The sequence below is a fragment of the Clostridium sp. AM42-4 genome, assembly GCF_003480105.1.
Taxonomy (GTDB): Bacteria; Bacillota; Clostridia; order Lachnospirales; family Lachnospiraceae; genus Brotaphodocola.
Genome location: NZ_QUIK01000001.1, coordinates 219,134 through 241,218 on the forward strand (window position 1 = coordinate 219,134; position 22,085 = coordinate 241,218).

General features: G+C 37.7%; 18 protein-coding genes. All 18 read right to left on the reverse strand.

Annotated features, from left to right (window positions below):
* Nucleotides 1–23: 23 nt before the first annotated feature.
* On the reverse strand, nt 24–2,069 hold the full coding sequence (locus tag DW922_RS00950; RefSeq protein ID WP_118725514.1) for a hypothetical protein: 2,046 nt from the start codon (nt 2,067–2,069) through the stop codon (nt 24–26).
* A 225-nt stretch (nt 2,070–2,294) separates the two neighbouring features.
* Nucleotides 2,295–2,696 (reverse strand): GtrA family protein, encoded by a 402-nt coding sequence (locus DW922_RS00955; protein WP_118725515.1) that lies wholly within the window; start codon nt 2,694–2,696, stop codon nt 2,295–2,297.
* Between the two features lie 114 nt (nt 2,697–2,810).
* Nucleotides 2,811–3,755, reverse strand: coding sequence for a glycosyltransferase family 2 protein (locus DW922_RS00960; protein WP_118725516.1), 945 nt, complete (start codon nt 3,753–3,755; stop codon nt 2,811–2,813).
* The gene (locus DW922_RS00965) at nt 3,721–4,437 is read right to left on the reverse strand and encodes a hypothetical protein (RefSeq protein WP_118725517.1); all 717 of its coding nucleotides are present in this window, start codon (nt 4,435–4,437) and stop codon (nt 3,721–3,723) included. Before DW922_RS00965 ends, DW922_RS00960 begins: the two co-directional genes overlap by 35 nt.
* Nucleotides 4,438–4,651: 214 nt before the next feature.
* On the reverse strand, nt 4,652–5,761 hold the full coding sequence (locus DW922_RS00970) for an acyltransferase (RefSeq protein ID WP_118725518.1): 1,110 nt from the start codon (nt 5,759–5,761) through the stop codon (nt 4,652–4,654).
* 40 nt (nt 5,762–5,801) lie between these two features.
* Nucleotides 5,802–7,265, reverse strand: coding sequence for a glycosyltransferase family 39 protein (locus DW922_RS00975; RefSeq protein WP_118725519.1), 1,464 nt, complete (start codon nt 7,263–7,265; stop codon nt 5,802–5,804).
* A 43-nt stretch (nt 7,266–7,308) separates the two neighbouring features.
* Nucleotides 7,309–9,735 carry a polysaccharide pyruvyl transferase family protein gene (locus DW922_RS00980; RefSeq protein WP_118725520.1) on the reverse strand — a complete coding sequence of 809 codons (2,427 nt, stop codon included), beginning with the start codon at nt 9,733–9,735 and terminating at the stop codon, nt 7,309–7,311.
* Between the two features lie 17 nt (nt 9,736–9,752).
* The gene (locus DW922_RS00985; protein WP_118725521.1) at nt 9,753–11,564 is read right to left on the reverse strand and encodes a glycosyltransferase; all 1,812 of its coding nucleotides are present in this window, start codon (nt 11,562–11,564) and stop codon (nt 9,753–9,755) included.
* A 12-nt stretch (nt 11,565–11,576) separates the two neighbouring features.
* Nucleotides 11,577–12,323, reverse strand: a complete 747-nt coding sequence (locus tag DW922_RS00990) for an ABC transporter ATP-binding protein (protein ID WP_118725522.1) — start codon at nt 12,321–12,323, stop codon at nt 11,577–11,579.
* Between the two features lie 23 nt (nt 12,324–12,346).
* Nucleotides 12,347–13,135: an ABC transporter permease gene (locus DW922_RS00995; protein WP_118725523.1), complete on the reverse strand. Its 789-nt coding sequence runs from the start codon at nt 13,133–13,135 to the stop codon at nt 12,347–12,349.
* Between the two features lie 24 nt (nt 13,136–13,159).
* Nucleotides 13,160–14,203: a glycosyltransferase family 2 protein gene (locus tag DW922_RS01000; protein WP_118725524.1), complete on the reverse strand. Its 1,044-nt coding sequence runs from the start codon at nt 14,201–14,203 to the stop codon at nt 13,160–13,162.
* 22 nt (nt 14,204–14,225) lie between these two features.
* On the reverse strand, nt 14,226–15,245 hold the full coding sequence (locus tag DW922_RS01005) for a glycosyltransferase family 2 protein (RefSeq protein ID WP_243031955.1): 1,020 nt from the start codon (nt 15,243–15,245) through the stop codon (nt 14,226–14,228).
* A gap of 13 nt (nt 15,246–15,258) precedes the next feature.
* Nucleotides 15,259–16,644, reverse strand: coding sequence for a sugar transferase (locus DW922_RS01010; RefSeq protein WP_118725526.1), 1,386 nt, complete (start codon nt 16,642–16,644; stop codon nt 15,259–15,261).
* Entirely contained in the window at nt 16,634–17,485 is an 852-nt protein-coding gene (locus DW922_RS01015) for a glycosyltransferase (protein ID WP_118725527.1), read from the reverse strand. The genes DW922_RS01010 and DW922_RS01015 overlap by 11 nt, the downstream gene beginning before the upstream one ends.
* Before the next feature lie 137 nt (nt 17,486–17,622).
* Entirely contained in the window at nt 17,623–18,123 is a 501-nt protein-coding gene (locus tag DW922_RS01020; protein WP_118725528.1) for a Pycsar system effector family protein, read from the reverse strand.
* Nucleotides 18,124–19,629 carry a hypothetical protein gene (locus tag DW922_RS01025; protein ID WP_118725529.1) on the reverse strand — a complete coding sequence of 502 codons (1,506 nt, stop codon included), beginning with the start codon at nt 19,627–19,629 and terminating at the stop codon, nt 18,124–18,126.
* Nucleotides 19,623–20,144 carry an ImmA/IrrE family metallo-endopeptidase gene (locus tag DW922_RS01030; RefSeq protein ID WP_118725530.1) on the reverse strand — a complete coding sequence of 174 codons (522 nt, stop codon included), beginning with the start codon at nt 20,142–20,144 and terminating at the stop codon, nt 19,623–19,625. The genes DW922_RS01025 and DW922_RS01030 overlap by 7 nt, the downstream gene beginning before the upstream one ends.
* A gap of 71 nt (nt 20,145–20,215) precedes the next feature.
* Complete coding sequence (locus tag DW922_RS01035; RefSeq protein ID WP_195714973.1) at nt 20,216–21,928, reverse strand: O-antigen ligase family protein; 1,713 nt, start codon at nt 21,926–21,928, stop codon at nt 20,216–20,218.
* Nucleotides 21,929–22,085 lie beyond the last annotated feature (157 nt).

Sequence of the window (22,085 nt, forward strand, 5' to 3'; positions counted from 1 at the left end):
TTTTCTTTTCGACATTCTCGATTTCAAATTTCATGCTTTTCCCAGTCTTTCTCCAGTCGTTTTCGAACAGAATCCCTGATTTTATCCTCATCAAGTCCTTTAAATCCCCATGCTATAACAATGCCGGAAACAATCAGATATACAGCCTCTATCATGTACTTAATATAATCATAGCGTATTTGCACTTTCTCTGTAACCTCATTGACTGAAAACACCCATTTTCCTGTTATCAATAGCAGTGCCAGAAAGCCTATGACCAAGCCGCCCGTAACCACAATATATATTTTTAGTCGGCGTTTTGTTCTTCTATCTGTTTCTGAATCGATATATTTCTGCTTTTGTTCCGCCTTCGTTTTTTCAACGCTTTCTTTTAATTGTTGCTCAAGGTATGCATTTTCATTCATTAAGGCATTCACCTGCGCGTCTGCCTTATCCTTTTCCGCCTCTACTGCAGCTGCTGTTTCCCGTTTTGCTTTTTCATTTTCCTCAGATAAAATCTGGTTGATCACATACTGATGTGAAGTTTCCACGATTTGTTCGGAATTTAAATCTTTATAGTCATGCTGCAGTTTCTCCGCTATATCAAAAATAATCGTTTCTTTCATATCAACCGGTTCCTGTAATGCAATAACCGACTTCAATATTTCCATTTTTCTTGCATCGGCAGGCTCATTCTCTGAAAAACTAAAATTCAGAAATCTTGTAAAAGCAGAGTAATCATCTGCTGTTGTTCTGCCCGCATACTGAAGAATGATTGAATACCATACACTCGGCAGAACAACGGTGGGAATTGCTCCCGGTCGTTTTTCCCTTTCCCATCCGGAAAAGGCATGATCCGCTGTGATCAGATAGTGATCTGTCGCAAAGAAGTTTTCTCCCTTTTTTTCTCGATTCCGTTCCTGTATGTACAGATAATTATTAATATCTGCCTTTATGGAAGGATCATAGGTATTTCTTCTATGTTCAATTTTGTACTGCTTTAACGATTCGAACTGTTCCGCGTATTCCTTTTTGTTCCGACCGGAATAATCATCGAATGTGACTTGTTTGAATCGGGATAAAATTTTGGATGTCCGCATTCGTAAATCCCGTTCAAAGGAACTGTAATCGCTGGTTCTGTTAACAGGATCTTTCGTCCATTCTACATACTGTTCGTAAAAAGCACTGTTGCTCATTCTATCATCCAGACACGATATCGCACGAACCGAAAGCGGCGCTGCATCTGCCAGCAATGCTTTGATCTGACCAACATAATAACGAATGGTATCGTTTAATTCACTTCTTGTGTGATTTGAATATAATATCTCAACTCCAGTTTCCTTACATTTTAAAATAAACGCATCAATTACCAGTTTCCGTTTTTCATTATTTAATCCCATCAGCCGGAATACAATATTTGTGTCAAGATAAAATTTCTTCTGATTAAAAATGGTTTGATAAACAGTCTTATCTTTGCGTACTGTCATCATACAATAATCAAAGCAGCACGAAATCAACTGATAAACACAACGGTTCTTGTCCAGATTATCCCAGTAAATAAATGCATTTAAAATCTTCTTCTCATCCGTAGAATAATCACAATTTGCCGCTTTCATCCCCAGATGTTCGCCATTCATCAGGGCCTGTATTGTTTCGGCATTGGAATTGAACACATCATAAAGATATTTTACCAGCAAATCACAAAATGCCTTTTCCGAAATATCAAGTTCTTCATGCTCCTTTAAAAACAGTTCCACGATTTTTCTAATCGAGGAGTCATCTGTTTTCTTTCTGATTTTTTCATATTCTTCGGGGGTTATAGAATATGCCTTAAGCACTTCATCTCTCGTTTCATTGATCTGAATAATCCTATTCTGATTTTTATTATAAATAGTCCCAATTATTTCGGAATCCGAAAAATCCAGTGCATATTTATCCCTGATATCCGCAATAATATCGGTAATTGTCAACCCCATATTGTATTTATCAAACAAAACAAGTGCTATCATTTTTTCCAAGTTTTTATTGAATGTACTTGCTTTATTTTCCCCAAACATCAATGCCAGTCTTAAATAACTGCTACGTTCCAATTAAAAAGTCCTCTTTTCCTGGGTACTGTATTGCTTTACAAAACGCTTTGTCTTCACATTTCTTTATCTTGTCAATAACCACAACTGCATCCCTTATCATGATCTTGTTTCAAAAGCAGACACTCTACTCCTCAACCAAAACCACGATAACCATATGCCGTGCCGAAAAACATACAATAAATTCCCGACACGGCATAATCACTCCAAGTCAGTGCAATTTATGAATCATTCTCCACGAAACACAAATATCTTACTGAATACATAGTTTGCCACTGTTACTACCATCTGCACAACAAGTTTTGCAATTTTATCATTTATTCCCAGCAATGTTACCATAACAAACATAATTGCCATATCCATAAACAAAGTCAATAGGCGAGAGGAATAAAAGGAAACTATCTCCTGTAGCACATTTTTTCGCTTACTCTGGAATACATAAATACGGCTCATCACATATGCAAATGTTACGGCAACAATCCAGGAAAGTACATTTGCCAACTGCAACTGCAATGCACTCTTTGGATTCAAAAAAGTAAAAACACAACCGTAATACGCCCCAAGACTTACTATAGTTGTTAACACACCCACAATTAAATATCTTACTATCTCACCGTACTTTTCTTTCATTTGTATTAGCTATGCCCCTTATAACTTTTATAAGTAATTTCAAATTTTAGAACACATATACTATACTCATTCATTTCCTATCACTGTTATTTTCATTTCTCCGTTAGTTCTTCTCTACTGCAGTTTTTTAACAGATTTTCTATTGCTTTCCGATACAATATAATGTGGTCTCCGTTTCGCTTCATTATAAGTCTTTGCAATATACTGTCCCATAATTCCCATACAAAAAAGCTGGATTGCTCCAATAAAAATAATAACACACATCGTAGAAGCCCAACCAGCAACCGGATCTCCAAAACACAATCTTCTTACAATGATGATAAGCATAATCACAAACGAAACAAATGTCATTCCAATTCCTGTCCATGAAGCAATGCTAAGAGGAGCTTCAGAAAAATTAATGATTCCATCGATTGCATATTTAAATAACTTCCAGAAATTCCACTTTGTCTCACCAGCTACACGCTCCACATTTTTAAATGGCAGCCAGTAAGTCTTAAATCCAATCCAGCCAAATATGCCCTTTGAAAAACGATTGTATTCTCCCATAGCAACTATCGAGTCTACCATCTCCTGTTTCATCAAACGAAAATCTCTGGCTCCATCCACAATGTCTGCATCTGATATTTTATTAATCAACTGGTAGAATTTTCGCGCAAACCAAGATCTAATTGGTGGCTCACCATCGCGACTCACTCTGCGGGTTGCAACACTATCATACTCTCCAGACTGCAATATCTTGATCATCTCTGGCAAAAGAGAAGGCGGATCCTGCATATCAGCATCCATAACAGCAACATAATCGGCATCTGCATTGCAGAATCCGGCATACATGGCTGACTCTTTGCCAAAATTTCGCGAAAATGAGATATAAGTGATATTTTCATTCTTTTCTGCGAGTTCTCTTAAAATAGAAAGTGTACTATCTTTAGAACCATCATTCACAAAGATCAACTCATATTGACAATCCATCTCTTTCATTACCGTTAACACTTCCTCATAAAAGATTGGAACTGCTTCCTGTTCATTGTAGCAAGGAACAATCAATGCTATCTTCATATTTCTTCTCCCTTCGTACCTGATAATAAACACTTCCTACTACTAACATAATCCAAGAGCAAAGTGAAATAATATCTCCAAGCCGCCAATACCACGGAAACTCATATGTTAATATATAATTTCCGTCATAACCTGCAGGAACTGCAAATGCAATTTCTTTATTCGGAGAATCATAAATTTCACATATATCACCTTTATCATCTCTCAGCGCATATCCTTTATAATTGAACACCGGAAAAATTACTTCTCCCCCTCGTCCTTTCATCGCCTTGCAGTAAATTTTCATTTCAGGGGCATTTCTATTTAACAATTCCAACTTATTTATATGCGCTGCCTGTAATTCATGCGTGACATTTTCCATAAAAGCTCCATAGCGCATATATTCATTAGCTTCATAGGAATGATTCAATTGTGCTGTTTCTGTCATATCAAACATATTAAATGAAGCCATATAATTTCCCGAAAACATCATCGCCATAAATAAACTTAGGCTTCCAAGAATGATACCTGTATTTTTTACCACTTGTTTTGAAAAAAAAGTTTCTATATCGTCTAATAAACTTCCTATCAAAAGTACAGCGAAAAGACAAGCAAATGTTATCCATCTCCATGGGAACTGTATCTGTGCGGCCCACTGCCGTAGCCGAACCCGCTCAGCTACTAAACTTGTTTGACTGCTCATAGTCTGACCTCCATAGTCGGTCAAAAAAGTTAAGTGCTCAACTTTTTTAACTCTGTGTTATATGAGACTATTATTACAGAAAATGAATCAGAAAAACAGGTACTTACTATAGTGCGTTTACCTTTATCCAACAAATAATCGCCACTATTATAACGCAAATTAATAACAAGCCTGGTGAAAAATTCATTCTTCCATTTTCATCCTCAAATATCAGTTATTCATTAAATGAATTTTCAAAAAATATTTTTTTATTTTTAATTATAAAGTTTCTTCCTATTTCGGATATAAACAATACTATATTTGCAATAAGAAAACTGCTTACAACCAATACTATAAGTTTCTGATGATAGGTCCCCCCCCAATTTATAATTTTCTTTTCGCACATTGTTTTTATCATAGTCATACATTGCCAATGAACCAAATAAATGCAAGTACTCAGTTTTCCTAACCACTTACATATTGGTTTTATCTTTTTAAATTCATTTAAGCAAGTGATACTTACACAAACAAACAAAATTGGTAATGTTACAAATCCTAGATTTCCATCTGTATACTCATGAATTGTCTTCGTATTATTAAAGGCTAGTATAAAAATCAAACCATATCCCAATACTGAAACAAAATTACATATGTATTTAACTGATTTTTTAAATTTATAATGTTTTACCTTTTCTACGAAATAAAACACCATTGTTCCACTCATTATACCGAGAATCGCTCTTAAATTATCTGTCTTTATAAAACCAGAAAAAGTACCTGTTGCAATCGTCCCATAATTAAATGACATATATCCACTTATAAGAAAAAGAGAAAGCGGTGCCAAATAGTAAAGATACCATTTTTCTTTATACAAAATTATCGGATATAACAACCATTCCGCAAAAAGCATAGCAGAAATATACCACCATGTTCCATTGACACCAGCAGTTGAGATACCAGAGCTGTTCAAAAAAAAGAACTCAAATGGTGCTTTTAATATACGTGTTAGCAATATCCATTTACCTGGATTCTCATTTATAATCAATAAATACAACCAACAAAAAAAGCAAAAAAGATATGCAACAATAAAATATGTATATAATCCACAAATTCTTCGTATTATAAACTCTCTCAATGTTAAATGTCTACTATATAATGTACACATTAGTAAATATCCTGATACAACAAAAAAGAATTCAACACCAATTAAAGCATATCCAAAAAACAATGCATTTCCTTCTTCTGCCAAAAAAATCCCATGCGAAAATATTATCAATATACTAAAAATAAATTTAAGAATATCCAATAATCCATTGTATTCTCTTCTATAATTTTCAATAATCATTTTTCCTCTATCCTATTATATATTTTCGTAAAAATGCATCTTATTTTAGCTTATATAAATAGTATTTTTCTGTATTATCAACCAACATATAACTTTCAGACAATATATCCTCTATGTTATCAACCTTTTCATCGGTTAATATCCATTTTGCTTGTTTTGTTGCAAATGTTTCATGTATTGCAATTTTAGTTTCCGTGCTCAAATTTCCTTGCCACTCTTGTATAACAAAATATTTATAACACGGCATCAAATCATCCAAAAGATATAATTCTTTAAATTGGTTACCACCATATACAACAAATCTATTCGTTTCATTTTCCGGAATTAATGCAAGCAATTGTTCCCATCCACGATCTTTTCGTTCTTTAAACGCTCGCCTTAACTCGATAGTTTTCATCATCTGTGTCATATTAGATGATAAAAACACTAATAATATAAAAACAGAACTAAGCATAATCAATTTTTCTGTTGGCTTATTTATATAAACCAAACTCATAACAGCATTTATCAATATAGGAATTTGTACAATACATACCAACGGATATTGAGTAAATGCATCTCCACTTAAATACATAAATTGTTCTAAAATTCCTGTAGTGGCATATAATAAGCACCACCCATATTCCTTCTTAATAAGGCACGTAAAGGCTGTTACAAAAATACTCAATGAGATAAAATAATTAAAACAATACTGTTTTATCTTATCTGCATTAGCTACTAAAAGCCATGACTTTCTTCCTTCTGCATATTCAAAATTATACAACAATGTTCCATAAATACATTCATACAAAGCATCTTTTGAATAAAAATATGCTAAAAAAGGTACAATCAAAACACTGGCGCCTAACAAACCAACAAAGATATTTTTCATTATATTCCCATACTGCTTTTTGTATAGCAAATATAAAATTATATAAAATATACCTGCACAAAGGGGCAAAAAATTTGTAATCCGCGTTAAAAAACAAATGCCAAATGTTAATCCATATAAAAATGACCATTTAGGATTATGCTCTCTATTTGTATAGTCTTTCCAATATCGAATAATTCCATATAATGACCAACTAATAAACGGAATACACCATTCTTCCACTGTATTTCCATCACAATAATTTATCTTCATAGCAAATAATGTAATTGCAACCACTATATAGCTATAAATCTTGTCTTTGTAGAATAATAGAGCGATTTGATAAAATGCCAGTATTGAAAAAAACATAAAGAACACTTGTAAAAATGCGACTCCATATTTTTGACCCTTTCCAATAACAAACCCCAACATATTAATCCAAAAAATAAATGGACCTTTATGATCAAACACCTCTACATATGGTAACTTACCTAAGTACCATGCTTTTCCTATTGTTAAAAATTGTGCAGAATCTCCGCCGTAATAATATGGAAATATTGGCGATGTACTATATGAAAACATAAGAACATATATTGTAGCTATAACTGCCAAAATAGTAAACAATACAATTTTTTCACTATCTATCTTTTTCATTTTCAATTTTGATGTTCCGAAAACAACGTACTCCTTCCTAAATTTATACTTTACCTATACATTTCGTAAAACCGAGTTTTATTGTGTATCCTAGTCCGTGATCAGAAATACATTGAATTCCTCTTTTCAAAATAGACCTCGGTTTCTTTTCATTTTCCAACTTTCCCCTCATCATTCGTTCCAATTGCTCTATTTGCTTTTCCTGTTCCAATAGCCTAATACTTAATTCGCTTGTTTTTCGTTTTTCTTTCTCATGAATACGTCTTTCCACTGTATTATGATTAGAATTTTGCGGTTGTTCTAATACTTCTTTTAACCACGCCAAAGATTCTATGCGCAATTTTTCTAAGCAAGCATCCACAATATTCCATTCACAAGGCTTCTCCATAACTCTCTTTATTTTTTCTAAATCATCTACTGTATCGAAGAATCGATCTTCCATGCCCACCAATTTCAATAAACTATGGAATCTTTCACCTGCAAATCCGTGATCAGCCGCACCATACACAATAACAAACGGTTTGTGGAAAATTAAGCAGAAGCATAAGGCATGATAGCTATCTCCTATATAAAAAGAACAATGATTCATTTGATAAAGCCAATCTTCAACTGACAACATTGGCAATATAGAATCGCCATATATTCTTCTGGCATCTTCCATTTCATTAGGGTTTCCACAAATTCTTATCTCTGCATTGTATAATTTTGCTGCATAATTTATCAATTCTATCTTTGCTTGTGCCATATCCTTACGTAAAATATACGCAAAAACAGTTTTTCCTCTTTCTATATAGGAAGCCTCATCAATAAGTTCCTTATATATACTTTTTTCACACACAAATACAGGGTCTAATACATGTTTAGTTTTTTCAAAAATCCCCTCTTTTTTCAGAGCTATTGCGCTAGCCTCTTCACGTACAGATATTGCATCAAACTGTTTTAAATAATATTTCGCCTTTTCCGTATAATCATCTGTACCAAATAAATTTTGACCAAATGATGCAGCATAAGCTACTTTTTTATGTTCACATTCCACCCAATCCAAGAAGAAAAATTGATCAGATTGTTTTCCACAAACATCATAATTCCAAACAACATCACTTCCGACAATGAAATCTTTACAACGATCATTCATCAATACATATTCTTCCTGATAACGGCATGTATTAAACACATTGCAGTGCTTCCAAATAAATTTCTGGGCAATAGAATCAGAAGCATTAAATTTTTCCGTCCATAAATTATTAGGTTTAGGTAGCATAACTGCGTCATATCCCAAATCACGTACTAAACAATATAGCGTATAATATGTTAAAATTGATCCATAATTAATCCCATACCATAACCCTACAATGCCCAAATCGTAATTATGATGTAAAGATTTATCAACCAAAGTTTTATATGGTAATAAATTTTGAGACTTAAAAAAGTGTTTTCTTCCCGAATGTGAATGAAATGGGTGTAAAATTGTTTTGTTTATATCTGTTGCCATAGTTAAAGGAAATTTTTCACATCGTTGTAACTGCGGGCATATTTGATTCTTGAAAAACTGTTCTCCTTTTGAGTTATTTACTAATACTACCTCTGTACCTTTTCTATCATTCCAACTAGAGTCAAACTTTTCAATTCCCCAAAAATCGCCTAATGAAATATCCGCCTGTCTTGGAAGTCGCGAAAATGGGCACTGTTCACACGAACGTCTCATAATCATGCAAGGTAAAAAGCCTTGATACCATGAGTCTTCCCTGTCATTTTTTTGATATGCTATTTCATCTCCGCAATCAATTCTAACATTTGTAGACCACCCAAATTTTGTTTTATCTCTAAACTGAATGTCCGTAATATCTTTTTTATCAATTCCCGTAACGTCTCTCAAATACTTCTGGAAGCTAACAGGGGAAGGAACTCCATGGCATATCAATTCTATTGTTAATAGCTTTTCAATATTAATCTTTCCCAAATACGCATAGAGTCCCGCAATCTGACACGGACAACCTGAATAGAGTACTTTTTTTCCGTCTTTTAAATCGTTTTTTACTTCTTGATATGTGTTCTTAGTATCACTTTGTAAATATTTACTTCCTTGAAGTTTTGTCAAATCAGCTTCCGTATTTATTCCGATATGATGCACGGTCCATTCGTCTGTCCAAGCAGCTCCATACACCCCCCCGTCTTCCCGCAGAACAGCCTGTGCCGCAAGTGCAAACACACCTGCCGTTGAACTTTTCAATCGCAAATCATTCTTTGTCCAAACAGCGTAACATTCATCCACAATACAATTTTCGTATTTCGGATGCAAAACTGGACATATGTTTTCACATTTCTTACAATCAACACATAATTTCGCGTTAATATTTGGCTGCAAGAATCCCTCATCATCCAGTTGCATTTGAATAGCATTTTGAGAACAAACATTATTACATGCCCCACACCCTGTACATAAAACACGATCTGCCAATTTTACACTCATCTAAATTCTCCTAAAAATCATATTTCTAAATAAGCTTTCCAAAACTTCTCTGTTCGAAATTCTTCCTTACATGCTCGATACTGTTTTACTAATTGTCCCTGATTTTTCTTGTAAGCTGCCATTGCGGTACGATACCGTTTCATCAATTCCCGATACCGCTCCTGATTCCGTTCCAGCATATATCCTGTAGAAGTCATTGGATTTATTGCAACCAGTTTCTTGCGGAATGCAATTCTGGATGGTGTATAAACATCATTATATGGTACTGACATAACACCATCTTTTAACTTACTTAAAAACCGGAATCGATGACCATTATAGGTAACACGGAACAGCCATTTTTCAACAAATTGTCTCTTTGGGTCATCATACGGATCCCCAAGCCCCACCTCAGGATTACCAAGCTCTTTCATTGGTACCATTTTGTGTCCCAACTGATTATTGGAAACCAAAATCTTTTCACCTAAATCCTGTCTGATGAAATCTGGTCCCTTCAAATAATCTTCCAATGCCCGAAGCGCAATTTCTGCCGAATCATAGTCCAACCTCAAGATATGCTTACGAAAATCAAGCTGTGTTTTTCGAATCACATTGACATCGTCAATCAAACCAGTTACAGCCTGATTTATCAACAAATTACGGTTTACCTGATAATGATCCATACCGACATTAAACTTTCCAGCAAAGCCCATATGCCATACACAGATTCCATTCATGGTAATAAATCCTGGATTGCAGCGAAGACCATACTCTACATCATCACCACGAACAAAAATCGGCATGGGAAGCCCCTGCTCTTTTATAGTTTCAATCGGAATACAGCAATACCACCATGCAGCATAAGTATGTGCTGGCAACGGATATTCTTGCTCATTTTTCAAATTATCCCACAAATATTCCTGATTAAACTCTTTCTTTAAAGGCATAAAGAAGCCTTCTGTTGTCAATACGCCAACATCTTCTTTCTGAATGGATGCATTCTCCAGATGCAGCATTGCACCACTTACGAAACACTTTTGATATTCTTTTTTCAGATGCTTTAAAAGAATATAGGTCCGATAGATGGCCTCTGGCTGAATCAAAATATCGTCATCCATCAAAAGAACATGTGTCACATGTTCTTTCTGGTGCAATGCTTCCAGCATTCCTCGCGCAAATCCGCCAGAGCCTCCCACATTTTTATTGGGGAAGAGACGGATTCTGTCGTCAGCCGGAAAATCTTCCCGTTTTAAAGTGCCTCCATTATCTACAATATTCATGAATAAATGTCTCGCAATGTCGGTATCACTGTCTAGCAAAGCTGCTTTTAAAATTTTCGCATTTCTAGTAATAAATTCTTCTTTTTTACAGGTTGTGGTAGAAATTGCAAGATTCACTTCACGCGCATCTGAAAAATCACCCACATATCTTCCTCCCCAAAAAGTAACCGGTGCTAATGTATGTAACTCAAAACCAACAGTCTGCTCATCTACTTCCGAAATTTCTATTTCAAGTTCTTTCTTTTCTGTCAAATCAAATATTTTTTCCAAAAGAAGTTTTCTTTCTGGTTCTACAGAACGCAAGCTATATGCATATAACTTCAATATAAACTTTCCCTCTAATGTCAGATAAAGTTTAATTGTCTCAAGATTGGTATACTTTTTCCACTTCTCAATAGAACAGCCATTCAGATAAGTGCTAAACTCCGTCTGCTGAAAGGCTGGCAATACCAAATACTTCTTCTCATTCTCATGCAAAAGCACTCCTTCTGCACCTCGATAATATAATTTTGAATGTTCTTCTAACATATCATTTTGTGGAAATGTAATATTTTGAATAATCTCCTGCATGTTTAGTCTCCCTTATTGTTTTAAATTTTCATATGCATCACAGACAGTTTCAACATCTCCTGCCATCTTTAACGTTCCATGATCCAGCCAGGCTGCATGATCACATAAGTTTCTGACATCCTTTATATTGTGAGAAACAAATAATAACGTTGTGCCTCCGCTTAACATGTTTTCCATTCGTTCCATGCATTTCTGACGAAACAGGAAGTCACCCACGGCCAAGATCTCATCAACAATCAAAACATCTGGCTTCACCATGGTTGCAATGGAAAATCCCAGACGCGCTGACATACCGGAAGAAAAATTTTTAATCGGCGTGTCCAAAAAATCCCACAACTCCGCAAAATCAACAATTTCATTGAAATGTTCATCCATAAATTTTTTGGAATGTCCAAGTACTGTCCCGTTTAAATAGATATTTTCACGTGCCGTAAGATTTGGGTCAAATCCTGCCCCTAATTCAATCAATGGTGCAATCTCACCATTCACTGTAATTTTCCCTTTATATGGTTTTAAAATTCCACTGATTGCCTTTAACAACGTAGATTTTCCAGAACCATTGATACCTATCAAAGCCCATGCCTCTCCTCGCTTGATATTGAGAGACACATCTTTTACTGCAAGGAATTCCTGAAAGATCAGTTCTTTTTTTAGAAGCTTGATCATATATTCTTTTAAATTATCTACTTTTTCGCTTGCCATGTTGAACCGAATTGTCACATGATCAACCTGTATTGCATAATCATTTCCATTTGCCATATGCCTGTTTTCTCCTGCTAATACTAAATATATAAAATAAAATCATCCTGTTTTCGTTTGAACATCCAAATACCAAAGCTAAACATCAACAGCGCCATAAAGCAACCGCCCCAAAGCACTCTTGGTCCCGGAATTCTGCCATAATATACTAGATCACGAAACTGCGCAACATAATAATAAACAGGATTAAAACCCTTGATAAAGAACTGAACCGTATCCGGCAATTGCTCAATTGGATAAAAAATAGGGGTGAGATACATCCAAGCAGTAATTACCGCATGGTAAATGTATTGAACATCTCGGAAAAATACATTGAATTCTGCCAGAAAAAAACCAAGCCCACAACAAAACACATATATCTGCAATACGACAAAAGGAAACAACCAAAACGTCCAATATACTTTTGCCCCAGTCACAAGCATAACAATCAATAATGCTCCGAAAGAAAACAAAAGATCAACCATGCAACTGGTTACCTTCGATAATGTAAAAATATACTTTGGAACGTATGTTTTTTTCAAAAGGGATGCATTACCAGTCACAGATGTCATAGCCTGGTTTGTAGAAATAGACAAAAAATCAAACAGCATTTTTCCGGTAAATAAATATACCGGAAAGTTTTCTATTCTATGGCTGAACATCGTTGAAAACACAATTGTCATGATAATCATAACAAACAGTGGGTTCAATACGCTCCACAAATAGCCCAGAAAACTTCTCCGGTATTTTAATTTGATATCCCTGCTCACAAGCTGGAACAGGAGATCCTTATATTTCAAAAATGTATTAATTCGGTCTACCCATAATTTCATAAATCATGCCTCATCTTTTCTTGTTTACTTCTCTGCTTCAATTTTCTGATTATGCCGCAATTTATTGTAAAGCCCGGAATGAAGCATGGTTTCATATACCGGGAAGGAAATTCCTAGTCGGTTCATCCACCGATAAATCCGGAACTTTCTGCTGACCCGATTCCAGAACTCCGGGTTCAGCCTGCGGATCATTTCATTATAGCGCAGGCAGTCTTTTCTGCCTTTCTTTTTGTCTGGATTCATAATACAGCCTGCTACATAATAGCTCAGGATGACTCCCTCTGTTTTTTTGTAAATATATTCTTTGGCTGCGTTCGAAAACTCTGGATGTGCGTTGTAATGCCGGATCAGATCTTCGGTTACCTTTTCCACATGGCTCATGCGTTTGAGCCGGTTTGTCACCGATACGCTCTGTTCTGCATTTCCAACCAGATATTGATACAAGTATAGATCCATCGGATAAATACTTGCTGCATAGGAGCACGGAATTGTGGTGTATTCGTGGTCTTCGTAAAAGATCTTTTCTGGAAGCTCATAGCGGTGTTTCTGATAAAACTCCCGGTTATAACAGATTCCGTGAAACGCAAAACAGCGGTCAAAACTCTTCCAGTTCTGCACAACATCGTCCAGGGTGTAGATAGTTTCATACTGATCAAGGAACATCTTCCAGACGGTCTTTTCTCCTGTCTGCATATCCACCTGATGATACGGGTTCAGAACGACATCTGCCGTACATACTGCCAGTTTGTCTACAAATTCTTTCAGATTTTCGGTTACAACCCAGTCATCGGCATCAATCACCTTCAGATAACATCCTGCTGCCGCTGCGGTTCCCACATTAATAGCCGAACCGTGTCCGCCGTTTTCTTTTGAGATCAGGCGAAACACACTCGGATACTGTTCTATATAGTTTCGGGCAATCTGCGCCGTCTGGTCTTTGGAGCCGTCATCCACAACGATTACCTCGATGAAGTCCAGTACCTCCAGATTCAGGAAGGAAGTAAGGCACTTGTCCAGATATTTTTCTACATTGTAGGACGGGATGATAAACGATACAATCTTGTCCATAAAAACCTCTCTGTTCTTTTCTCTACCGATACGTTCTTCTGACCAGCATGTTTGCCAGATAATAGGTATGGTATTGTGTCTTTCGAAGCAGCGCTACCGCCTTGTTGATATTGCTGTCGTAGATATCGCGGTACTGCGTCTTTAAGTGTTTGTCGTATTGCTTCATCTGCTGTTTTTTCTCTGCAGACGGCGGAAAACTCAGCATGATCTTGAATTTTCCGGCAATCACACGTGCGATTATTCTTGCAATATACTGCTTTCTGGCCTGTGTACAGGGTATTTCCTGTCCAAGCTGCTGATAGAAGTGCAGAAGCGATGCCAAGACTTTGTCATAATTCTGCTCATTCTTCTGCATCTTATCCATCCCTACACTCTGTCCTTCCCGTCCGAGCCGGTAATAATAAACAAACGCGTCTACAAAGCAAATAGTATTGACGTAAGGGATCGGATAGGTAATATATTCCGTATCTACATAGTAGCAATGCTCATCAATCTGGATCTGATGTGCACGGAGAATCTCCGTTTTGATAGTCATACTATGCATTTTCATATACATCTTGTCTGCAATCTCATCAAACAGATAGATTTTCTGATACGCTACTCCCTCAAACGGAATTTCGATCTCTGCTTTTGTCTGAAATGCAGCTTTATCGGCTTCCCCATGGTCGTAAGTCCACAGGAAACCGGAATATACGACATCTGCGTCCGTTACCTTTAATGTTTTAACCAGACTGATAAAAGCATCTTTGCCTACCCAGTCATCGGCATCGACCACCTTAAAATAAGTTCCGCGTGCATGCGCAATCCCGCAGTTGATGCCGGATCCATGACCGCCGTTTTCCTTGGTGATGACCCGGTAAGTATCCGGGTAACGCGCCTCGTATTCCCTGGCGATATCCACCGAGTGATCCGTTGAGCCATCGTTGATGATCAGGACTTCGATATCCTGCAACAGTTCCGGAATCTCAAAGGATTCCAGATTGTCCCGCAGGTATTTTTCCGCATTGTATGTCGGTACGACTATCGTTAATATTTTTCCCATAACTTCATCCATTCTATTCCTTTAAAGCCGGGTCTTCCCACAGTCCTTCCTCAAAACCATCGGTCGATTCCTTCATGAGCAGCACCTTGGGTGTCATAAGGATCAGCTTTAAGTCCATCCAGATGGAATAATTCCGTATATAAGTCAGATCAAGCTTTAATTTATCATAACTGGTTGTGCAGTAACGTCCGTGCACCTGCGCATATCCCGTGAGACCTGCTTTCACTTTCAGCCGGTACTCGAATTCCGGGATGTTTTTTGTGATGATGCGTGCAAGCTCCGGGCGTTCCGGTCTTGGTCCCACCAGGCTCATGTCACCTTTGATAATGTTCAGCAGCTGTGGAAGCTCGTCCATGCGGGTTGCACGCAGGAAACGTCCAACCGGAAGAATACGAGGATCTTTTTCTCCGGCTTTTACCGGACCGCTTTTCTTCTCCGCATCCACAATCATCGTCCGGAATTTATAAATGCGGAACACCTTTCCGTCCAGGGTCAGACGTTCCTGTGTGTAGAACACCGGTCCCTTATCAGTATTCCAGATCAGAAATGCGATGATCAGGAAAAACGGACTGGTAACAAGCAGCATCAGACCGGCAACAACCAAATCCTCAATTCGCTTCACCACAGCCTGATCCCAAGCCAGACCGCCATCGTTTCGCGACAGATAAAGCGGAGAATCGAAGATATTCAGTTCTACCGATGTACGCAGAAGAATGTCGCTGATCTTCGGCACGGTATAACTCCGGATATTCTTCGCATAGCAGAGCTTCATCAGCTGGTTTCTGGCTCTTGCCGGGATATCGCCGATGATGACACCATCATAATCTTCTGCCTGTTTGATGATTCGTTCCAGTCCCATATCGATCGATACCGTTTCCGCAATCTCGTATTTGTCATCACGCGTATCAATGCGGTTCACCAGATGGAACATTGGCGTTCTTCCATAGACCAGAAGAAGCTTCCGTTTTGGGAACAGCACTGCATACAGCTTTTTAAAAGCAAGTGCCCAGATTAAAACCAGTACAAAATCTGCTGCTGTAAGCGCCAGCAAAGCTGCCGGGTTATGCATCTTTTTATCAAATAAAACAACCTGCACATAAGAAAACGCATTGACTCCCACAATAGAGATCATGTGGGAATATACCAGTGTCCAGTACTTATAGATACCTACTTTCAGACCTCCATACAGCCTGTGCAGCACCAGCGATAGTGCCAGGTATTCTCCTGCGATCAGCCAGTTTCCGCGTCTCCAGAAGGCTACTGTCATATTTTTGTTGTAATAATTCATCCACACATAATAGTAGATGGCCAGTTCCAAAAGTACGATGACAGCTGATCCGGTGAATTTCACCATGCGCTTGTACTGCTCAAAACTGTTGTTTGTCTTTTTATCTTTCATTGCAATTGTGATTCCTTAATTTCTTGTCGTAAATCATTTTCCGCATGCCATTTGGCAACAGGCTGACTAACACTCTGGATAGCAGTACAAATATATACTGCGGAAAACTGAGCATTTGCCTGCGGTACATGCCTGTCCAGAAATGAAAAATCGGTTTTAGATAGGAAATGCCCCCGCGCCGCCGGTGCATATCGTTTACACGCATATAAAGAAGCGTATCCGGCAGATTCGCGAACCGGCATCCATTCTGGTACATCCGCACCCAGAGGTCATAATCCTCAAACAATGGACATGGCTGATATCCGCCTGCCGCCAGTACTTTTGACTTGCGAAACATCACACAGGGATGGTTGACCGGATTGCGCATTTTGATATACGAGGATACTTCTTCCTGCGTCCACGGTACTGTTTTTGTGGATAATACAAAGTCCCGCGCCTCGCGTTCCGTCCCGGCATTCCCCTGAAATTCCTCAATGGTGCCGCTTAACACATCCACCTCCGGATGAGCCTGCAAATAAGCCATCTGCTTCTCGCAGCGGTCTGATGCTGCTATGTCATCACTGTCCATGCGGGCTACCCATTCACAGGTACATTCCGGCAGTCCCTTAGACAGGGCTGTACCCAGGCCAACATTATCTACAAGCCGGATTACCTTCAGAACGTCTTGAAACTCTGTTTTTTCCAGAACCGCATCCAGTTCCTTTGTTAAAGGTCCATCGCAGACCAGGACAATTTCCAATGGTTTCAGGGATTGCCCTGCCATGCTCTTAAGCGCCGCATAGAGATATTCCGGATGTTCTTTTTGATATACAGACATTAGGACGGAATAACTTTTGTCCATGACAGATTCTCCTTCCAGAATAGCGCTATGGCGCATTTATGCAGAGTAAACCTTTGTACAGTATAACACCTATAGAGTTTTTCCGCAACTTTTCGCGGGAGAAAAGGGATGGAAATTAATTTCAATTCATTTTTTCTTCATGCAGCAATCAAAAATACAAGCAATGATCCAAAGGCCAACATATCAAAGAAAAACGCCATCTTGAAAAAAGCGTATTTTCTGCTTACAATCCCCGCATTATAAACGATTTCACCCGCTAAATCCATCTGATATTGGTCTATTGTCTGGTTTTTGTTCGGAAAATACACACGCGCTATTTCTTCCGCATATTCTTTTGCTGAAAATCCTTTGATATCTTTAAACAGCAATAAATTTCCATTTGTCTTACGCGTTAGTTTCTTATTCTTATCTGCACTTCCCAGATCAGGGCAGAACGACAACATGGAAAATACGCCGGAACAGGAGAACATGATGCAAATCAGGTATATCGGTATATTCTTTTCTTCAAGTCCCAGGAGTCCTGTTATCGCAGCAACTACCAGAGCGATATTAGCAGCATTCTTCGCTTCTGCAAAATGCAGCCAGGTATTTACATTGGCAAAAATCTGTTCTAAACGTCCATTCATCTCATCCATCATTTAATCTCCAAATATCTTGTCCCACATAGAAAACACTCTCTTCAATGTATCTTTGAAATCAGGAATCGCTTTATCCTGAAAATCATCAATTTCTTCTTCAGCAATCCACCTATACTTTTTATGCTTCTTTCGACTCATAACTGTTGCATCTAATTGATCAATATTTCCTATAACTCTGGCTATAACAATCACACCTTTTTGTATTTTTTCTGCTTTATCGACCTGATACAACGCAATCGGAACAGGCTCTATATCCTTTCTGCTTTCTTCGCATACTACCTTAATATCAAATCCAAAATCGTTTTTATAATCATTGATAATAGATTCCGATAATGAGTTTTCTATATTAGCCTTTGCACAACCAAATTCCCATAATCCCGGGTACAATTTCCGATCATTTCGTTTGGCAATCAGAATTTTTCTATTTTCGACATCGCAGCATACTGCGGCGCAATGAAACTCCAGCAATTTACTGGAAAATTCATTTTCCACCGATTTCTCATCGTTTTCTGTTTCGTTAATCGTCTGGGAAATCAGTTCTATTTTTGCTTTCAGATTTTGATCCTGTATTACTTTATCCAATGCCTTATGTACATCTAGAAACATATCTTTCGGCAAATCCACACCTTCCCCTTTGCGATTATCAAAATATGCTTTTGACAAGGGGCTGCTTGTTACTTCATCATAATAAAAACTTTCTTCAAACGAAACACTGCTCACATCTTTGTCGTGATACCAGATGATTGGATATAGTCTGTTTCTCCATACACCTTTTAATGATTTGTATGTAACAATATTCAATCTCGACAAATACGCGGTCCTGTCGCTTAAGAGTTTTGCCAGTTCTACGCTTACTACCAGCCGTCTGTCCTGTGTTTCCTTTTTGATACGGAATCCCGTATCAATATCCTGTCCCAGAAATTCATTAATCTGTTGATTATCATTAATGTTATAGCGTTTAAATATATTGTCAAATGGCTGGATTTTTTCTTCATCACCGTTTTTAACGATGGCAATCCAGGCTGCTGCCTGTACAGCAATACTGCCATGAACCGCCAAAAAATTGATTTTTTCTTTTTTCACGCAATCTGGTTCATCCGTTTGCTCTGATTTCTCATCTTCGTTTCCAAGAGTTTCAAAAAAATGTCCGCTATGCAGCTGCAAATTAAAGTTGACCAGTATATTATATACCGCATCAATTGTTGAGTAGATTTCATCGATATTCCTGATCGTTACAAAAAATATGATTTCATCTCCGAGCACCCGCCAAAGCTGCGCCGACACGATTTCCTTTGTCACATTTCTCTGAATAGAAGTTAGCAAGGAGGTCAATACAAGCGGCCAGCCAAAATAGTTTTCATCCTTATAGGATGATGAATTCACTATATCAAAAGAGAAGAAGAGTTCCACTGTTCTGGAACAATTCTTCTCCTTCCTTTTCGGTTCATTAATTTTCTCTAATACAGCTCCATAACGCTGCTGAAGATCTTTCTTACTTTCTACCATTGCAAATACCCCAGAAATTTCCCACGGTTTGATGCTGCTGAAACAGATACGCCAAAATATTCCGCTATTTTCTTCGTTTCAACGCTGCTTCCAACAGTGTAGCGATCCATAATTTTTTTATACTCATCTCTCGGCATTAAAAACGCTGCAGCGAATTCATTTGCCTGGTATTCCAGTAAGGAATCACCCGCCCGATAATAGGTTGCATTTCTCTGTCGGTCCCACATTTCCGGACTAATAATATAGCCCATATGCAAAAAAAGGTGTCCCAGTTCATGCGCTATAGTAAACTTACGGCGTTCTTCGGTTTGAAACGGCGAAACGGATATAACAAAACCATCGTTTACTTTGCGCACACTTCCATCTATCATATTGTCTGGCATGGATCTCTCTTCTATTTGTCCTCCAAGCTGATTTACAACCTGGTTAATATCCCGAATAGGTATTTGTATATTAAAGAGGTTGATAATGTCTTGCGTCAAATTGTTGATCAATACTCTCAACTCTTCATTCATATCTTGTTCCTCCCAAAGATATTCGTAGTATTATTGTATCATACCGGAATACAAATGCAACTTAATAAATCTTATCTATTTTTAACTTCATTTTTTATCGCAGCAAGGCCCACGCTCATAAGAACCCACATAACCGGTGTTGCGATCGGAAGATTCAGATTGACCAGTGCCTGGGCGCAATAGCAGATAACGGCAAACAGGCACCCAATTGCACCAATACATTCTGACGGCAAACCTGCTGCTTCTGCTGTTTTTACATTCCGTTCGTTCTGAATGATCCAGTATTTCGCCATATTCCAGCTATTTCCAATTAAAAATGTCAGATATGCCAATAAGCCGATTGGTCCAATCGTCAGCAAAAACTGCAGGTATTCATTATGTGCTGTATCAAACACCTGACCTACCGTACCAATCATATCCTTCATAAATGACTGCGTAGTCATAATTCCAAATGTATCCGGTCCGAAGCCGAACAACTTATGCATAAATGGAAATGCTGCATACAATCCCAGTGATTTGCGCCAGATATACCCACGGTTTGTTCCCCAGCTATCATTAAATACCAGATAATTTCCGAGACTGCCATATCTCGCACCATGTCCAAGAGCATTCGCGTCGATCAGCATAAAAATAACAGCCAGAAGTCCCAGAATGATTACGATCAGCCAAATACGAACCAGCATATTTTTCGCAGTTTTCTCTGTAGTCTCTTTTTTTCCAGACAGTAAAGCTGCCACATTTTCTTTTTCCTTTTTGCGGAAATAATAAAATACGCCTGCTGCCAGACACCATAACAAAACCACAAGAACAAGGAGTCCCGGCAAATTGACCAGAATCTGGAATAAGCTGTCCAAACCTATTACCATATCGGCATAAGCCTGATTGATCCAGTCAATACACTGAATTACCGTTGCAAATGTTGCTATAACCACCAGATACCTGGTTACTCCGTGTTTGTTGCGAAATACAAGCAATGGAAGTAATGCAAACATCGCTCCTAATGCCAGGTAGGCATTGTCACTGCACCCCAGGATAATCGCAAAGAAAGAAACCACCATACACAGATAATACCAGCAAGTTTTCAGCCATCCCTTTACTGTCGTAAACATAGCTGTAGCTGCTCCCATGAGTAACGCAACATAAGCGGTATATGTATTGATGTTTCCTATTGTTGATGTAAAAATTGTGGACTGTTCCGGCTTTACTTTCCCACGGAAATGCAAGATATCCAACTGGAAATAATCCGTAATTCCTATGTAGCAAACAATGAGTCCTGCTGCAAAAAGAGCCTGCATGACCCATTTATTATAATGCCAGCACCTGGTTACAACAAAATACATGATTACATATAACGTCATAAGAAACAAACCGCTATATCGACCTTCATTTCCCCAGAACGCCTCATACAGATACTCTGACTGCAGTGTAGAAATCACTGACACGAGCCAAAATATAATCACCGCGCCATCTGCAAGACAAAAAGTCTGTTTCCAATTACATGGTTTTAAAGCCAAGAAAAGATTCTTTGCATGTTCTCCCTGAAACTCTTTCAGATCTATAACCAGCATAATCAGACCCAAAACCAGAATAACAGCCAACATTGCAAGCACGCTCATATAAAAGCACTTATATTTCGTTTCAAGGATATTGAAATAGGAATTATCGTAAATCAATGGCAATGTAACAACTACAATCACCAAAAACGCGCTGATCACACCGCTAATCACGGAAGAACATGTAGCGGCAAAATGATCTGTCTTATTTTTCATTGCTTTTGTATCCATAAAGTCTCCTTTTGTTTTCATTCATTCGAGATATTTTCTCTTAATAATCCCGTTTCTTTTTTATTATAAGTGCTTTTTCCAGTTTAAACAATGGTTATTTTCAGCCATTCTTTTAAACCGTTTTTACGATTTTCTAACTGCTGATTTCTACCTATTC

What these genes read in the sequence shown, in the direction of transcription:
- DW922_RS00955 (WP_118725515.1), bottom strand. Translation starts at nt 2,696, where the DNA reads ATGAAAGAAAAGTACGGTGAGATAGTAAGATATTTAATTGTGGGTGTG.
- DW922_RS00960 (WP_118725516.1), bottom strand. Translation starts at nt 3,755, where the DNA reads ATGAAGATAGCATTGATTGTTCCTTGCTACAATGAACAGGAAGCAGTT.
- DW922_RS00965 (WP_118725517.1), bottom strand. Translation starts at nt 4,437, where the DNA reads ATGAGCAGTCAAACAAGTTTAGTAGCTGAGCGGGTTCGGCTACGGCAG.
- DW922_RS00970 (WP_118725518.1), bottom strand. Translation starts at nt 5,761, where the DNA reads ATGATTATTGAAAATTATAGAAGAGAATACAATGGATTATTGGATATT.
- DW922_RS00975 (WP_118725519.1), bottom strand. Translation starts at nt 7,265, where the DNA reads ATGAAAAAGATAGATAGTGAAAAAATTGTATTGTTTACTATTTTGGCA.
- DW922_RS00980 (WP_118725520.1), bottom strand. Translation starts at nt 9,735, where the DNA reads ATGAGTGTAAAATTGGCAGATCGTGTTTTATGTACAGGGTGTGGGGCA.
- DW922_RS00985 (WP_118725521.1), bottom strand. Translation starts at nt 11,564, where the DNA reads ATGCAGGAGATTATTCAAAATATTACATTTCCACAAAATGATATGTTA.
- DW922_RS00990 (WP_118725522.1), bottom strand. Translation starts at nt 12,323, where the DNA reads ATGGCAAATGGAAATGATTATGCAATACAGGTTGATCATGTGACAATT.
- DW922_RS00995 (WP_118725523.1), bottom strand. Translation starts at nt 13,135, where the DNA reads ATGAAATTATGGGTAGACCGAATTAATACATTTTTGAAATATAAGGAT.
- DW922_RS01000 (WP_118725524.1), bottom strand. Translation starts at nt 14,203, where the DNA reads ATGGACAAGATTGTATCGTTTATCATCCCGTCCTACAATGTAGAAAAA.
- DW922_RS01005 (WP_243031955.1), bottom strand. Translation starts at nt 15,245, where the DNA reads ATGGGAAAAATATTAACGATAGTCGTACCGACATACAATGCGGAAAAA.
- DW922_RS01010 (WP_118725526.1), bottom strand. Translation starts at nt 16,644, where the DNA reads ATGAAAGATAAAAAGACAAACAACAGTTTTGAGCAGTACAAGCGCATG.
- DW922_RS01015 (WP_118725527.1), bottom strand. Translation starts at nt 17,485, where the DNA reads ATGGACAAAAGTTATTCCGTCCTAATGTCTGTATATCAAAAAGAACAT.
- DW922_RS01020 (WP_118725528.1), bottom strand. Translation starts at nt 18,123, where the DNA reads ATGATGGATGAGATGAATGGACGTTTAGAACAGATTTTTGCCAATGTA.
- DW922_RS01025 (WP_118725529.1), bottom strand. Translation starts at nt 19,629, where the DNA reads ATGGTAGAAAGTAAGAAAGATCTTCAGCAGCGTTATGGAGCTGTATTA.
- DW922_RS01030 (WP_118725530.1), bottom strand. Translation starts at nt 20,144, where the DNA reads ATGAATGAAGAGTTGAGAGTATTGATCAACAATTTGACGCAAGACATT.
- DW922_RS01035 (WP_195714973.1), bottom strand. Translation starts at nt 21,928, where the DNA reads ATGGATACAAAAGCAATGAAAAATAAGACAGATCATTTTGCCGCTACA.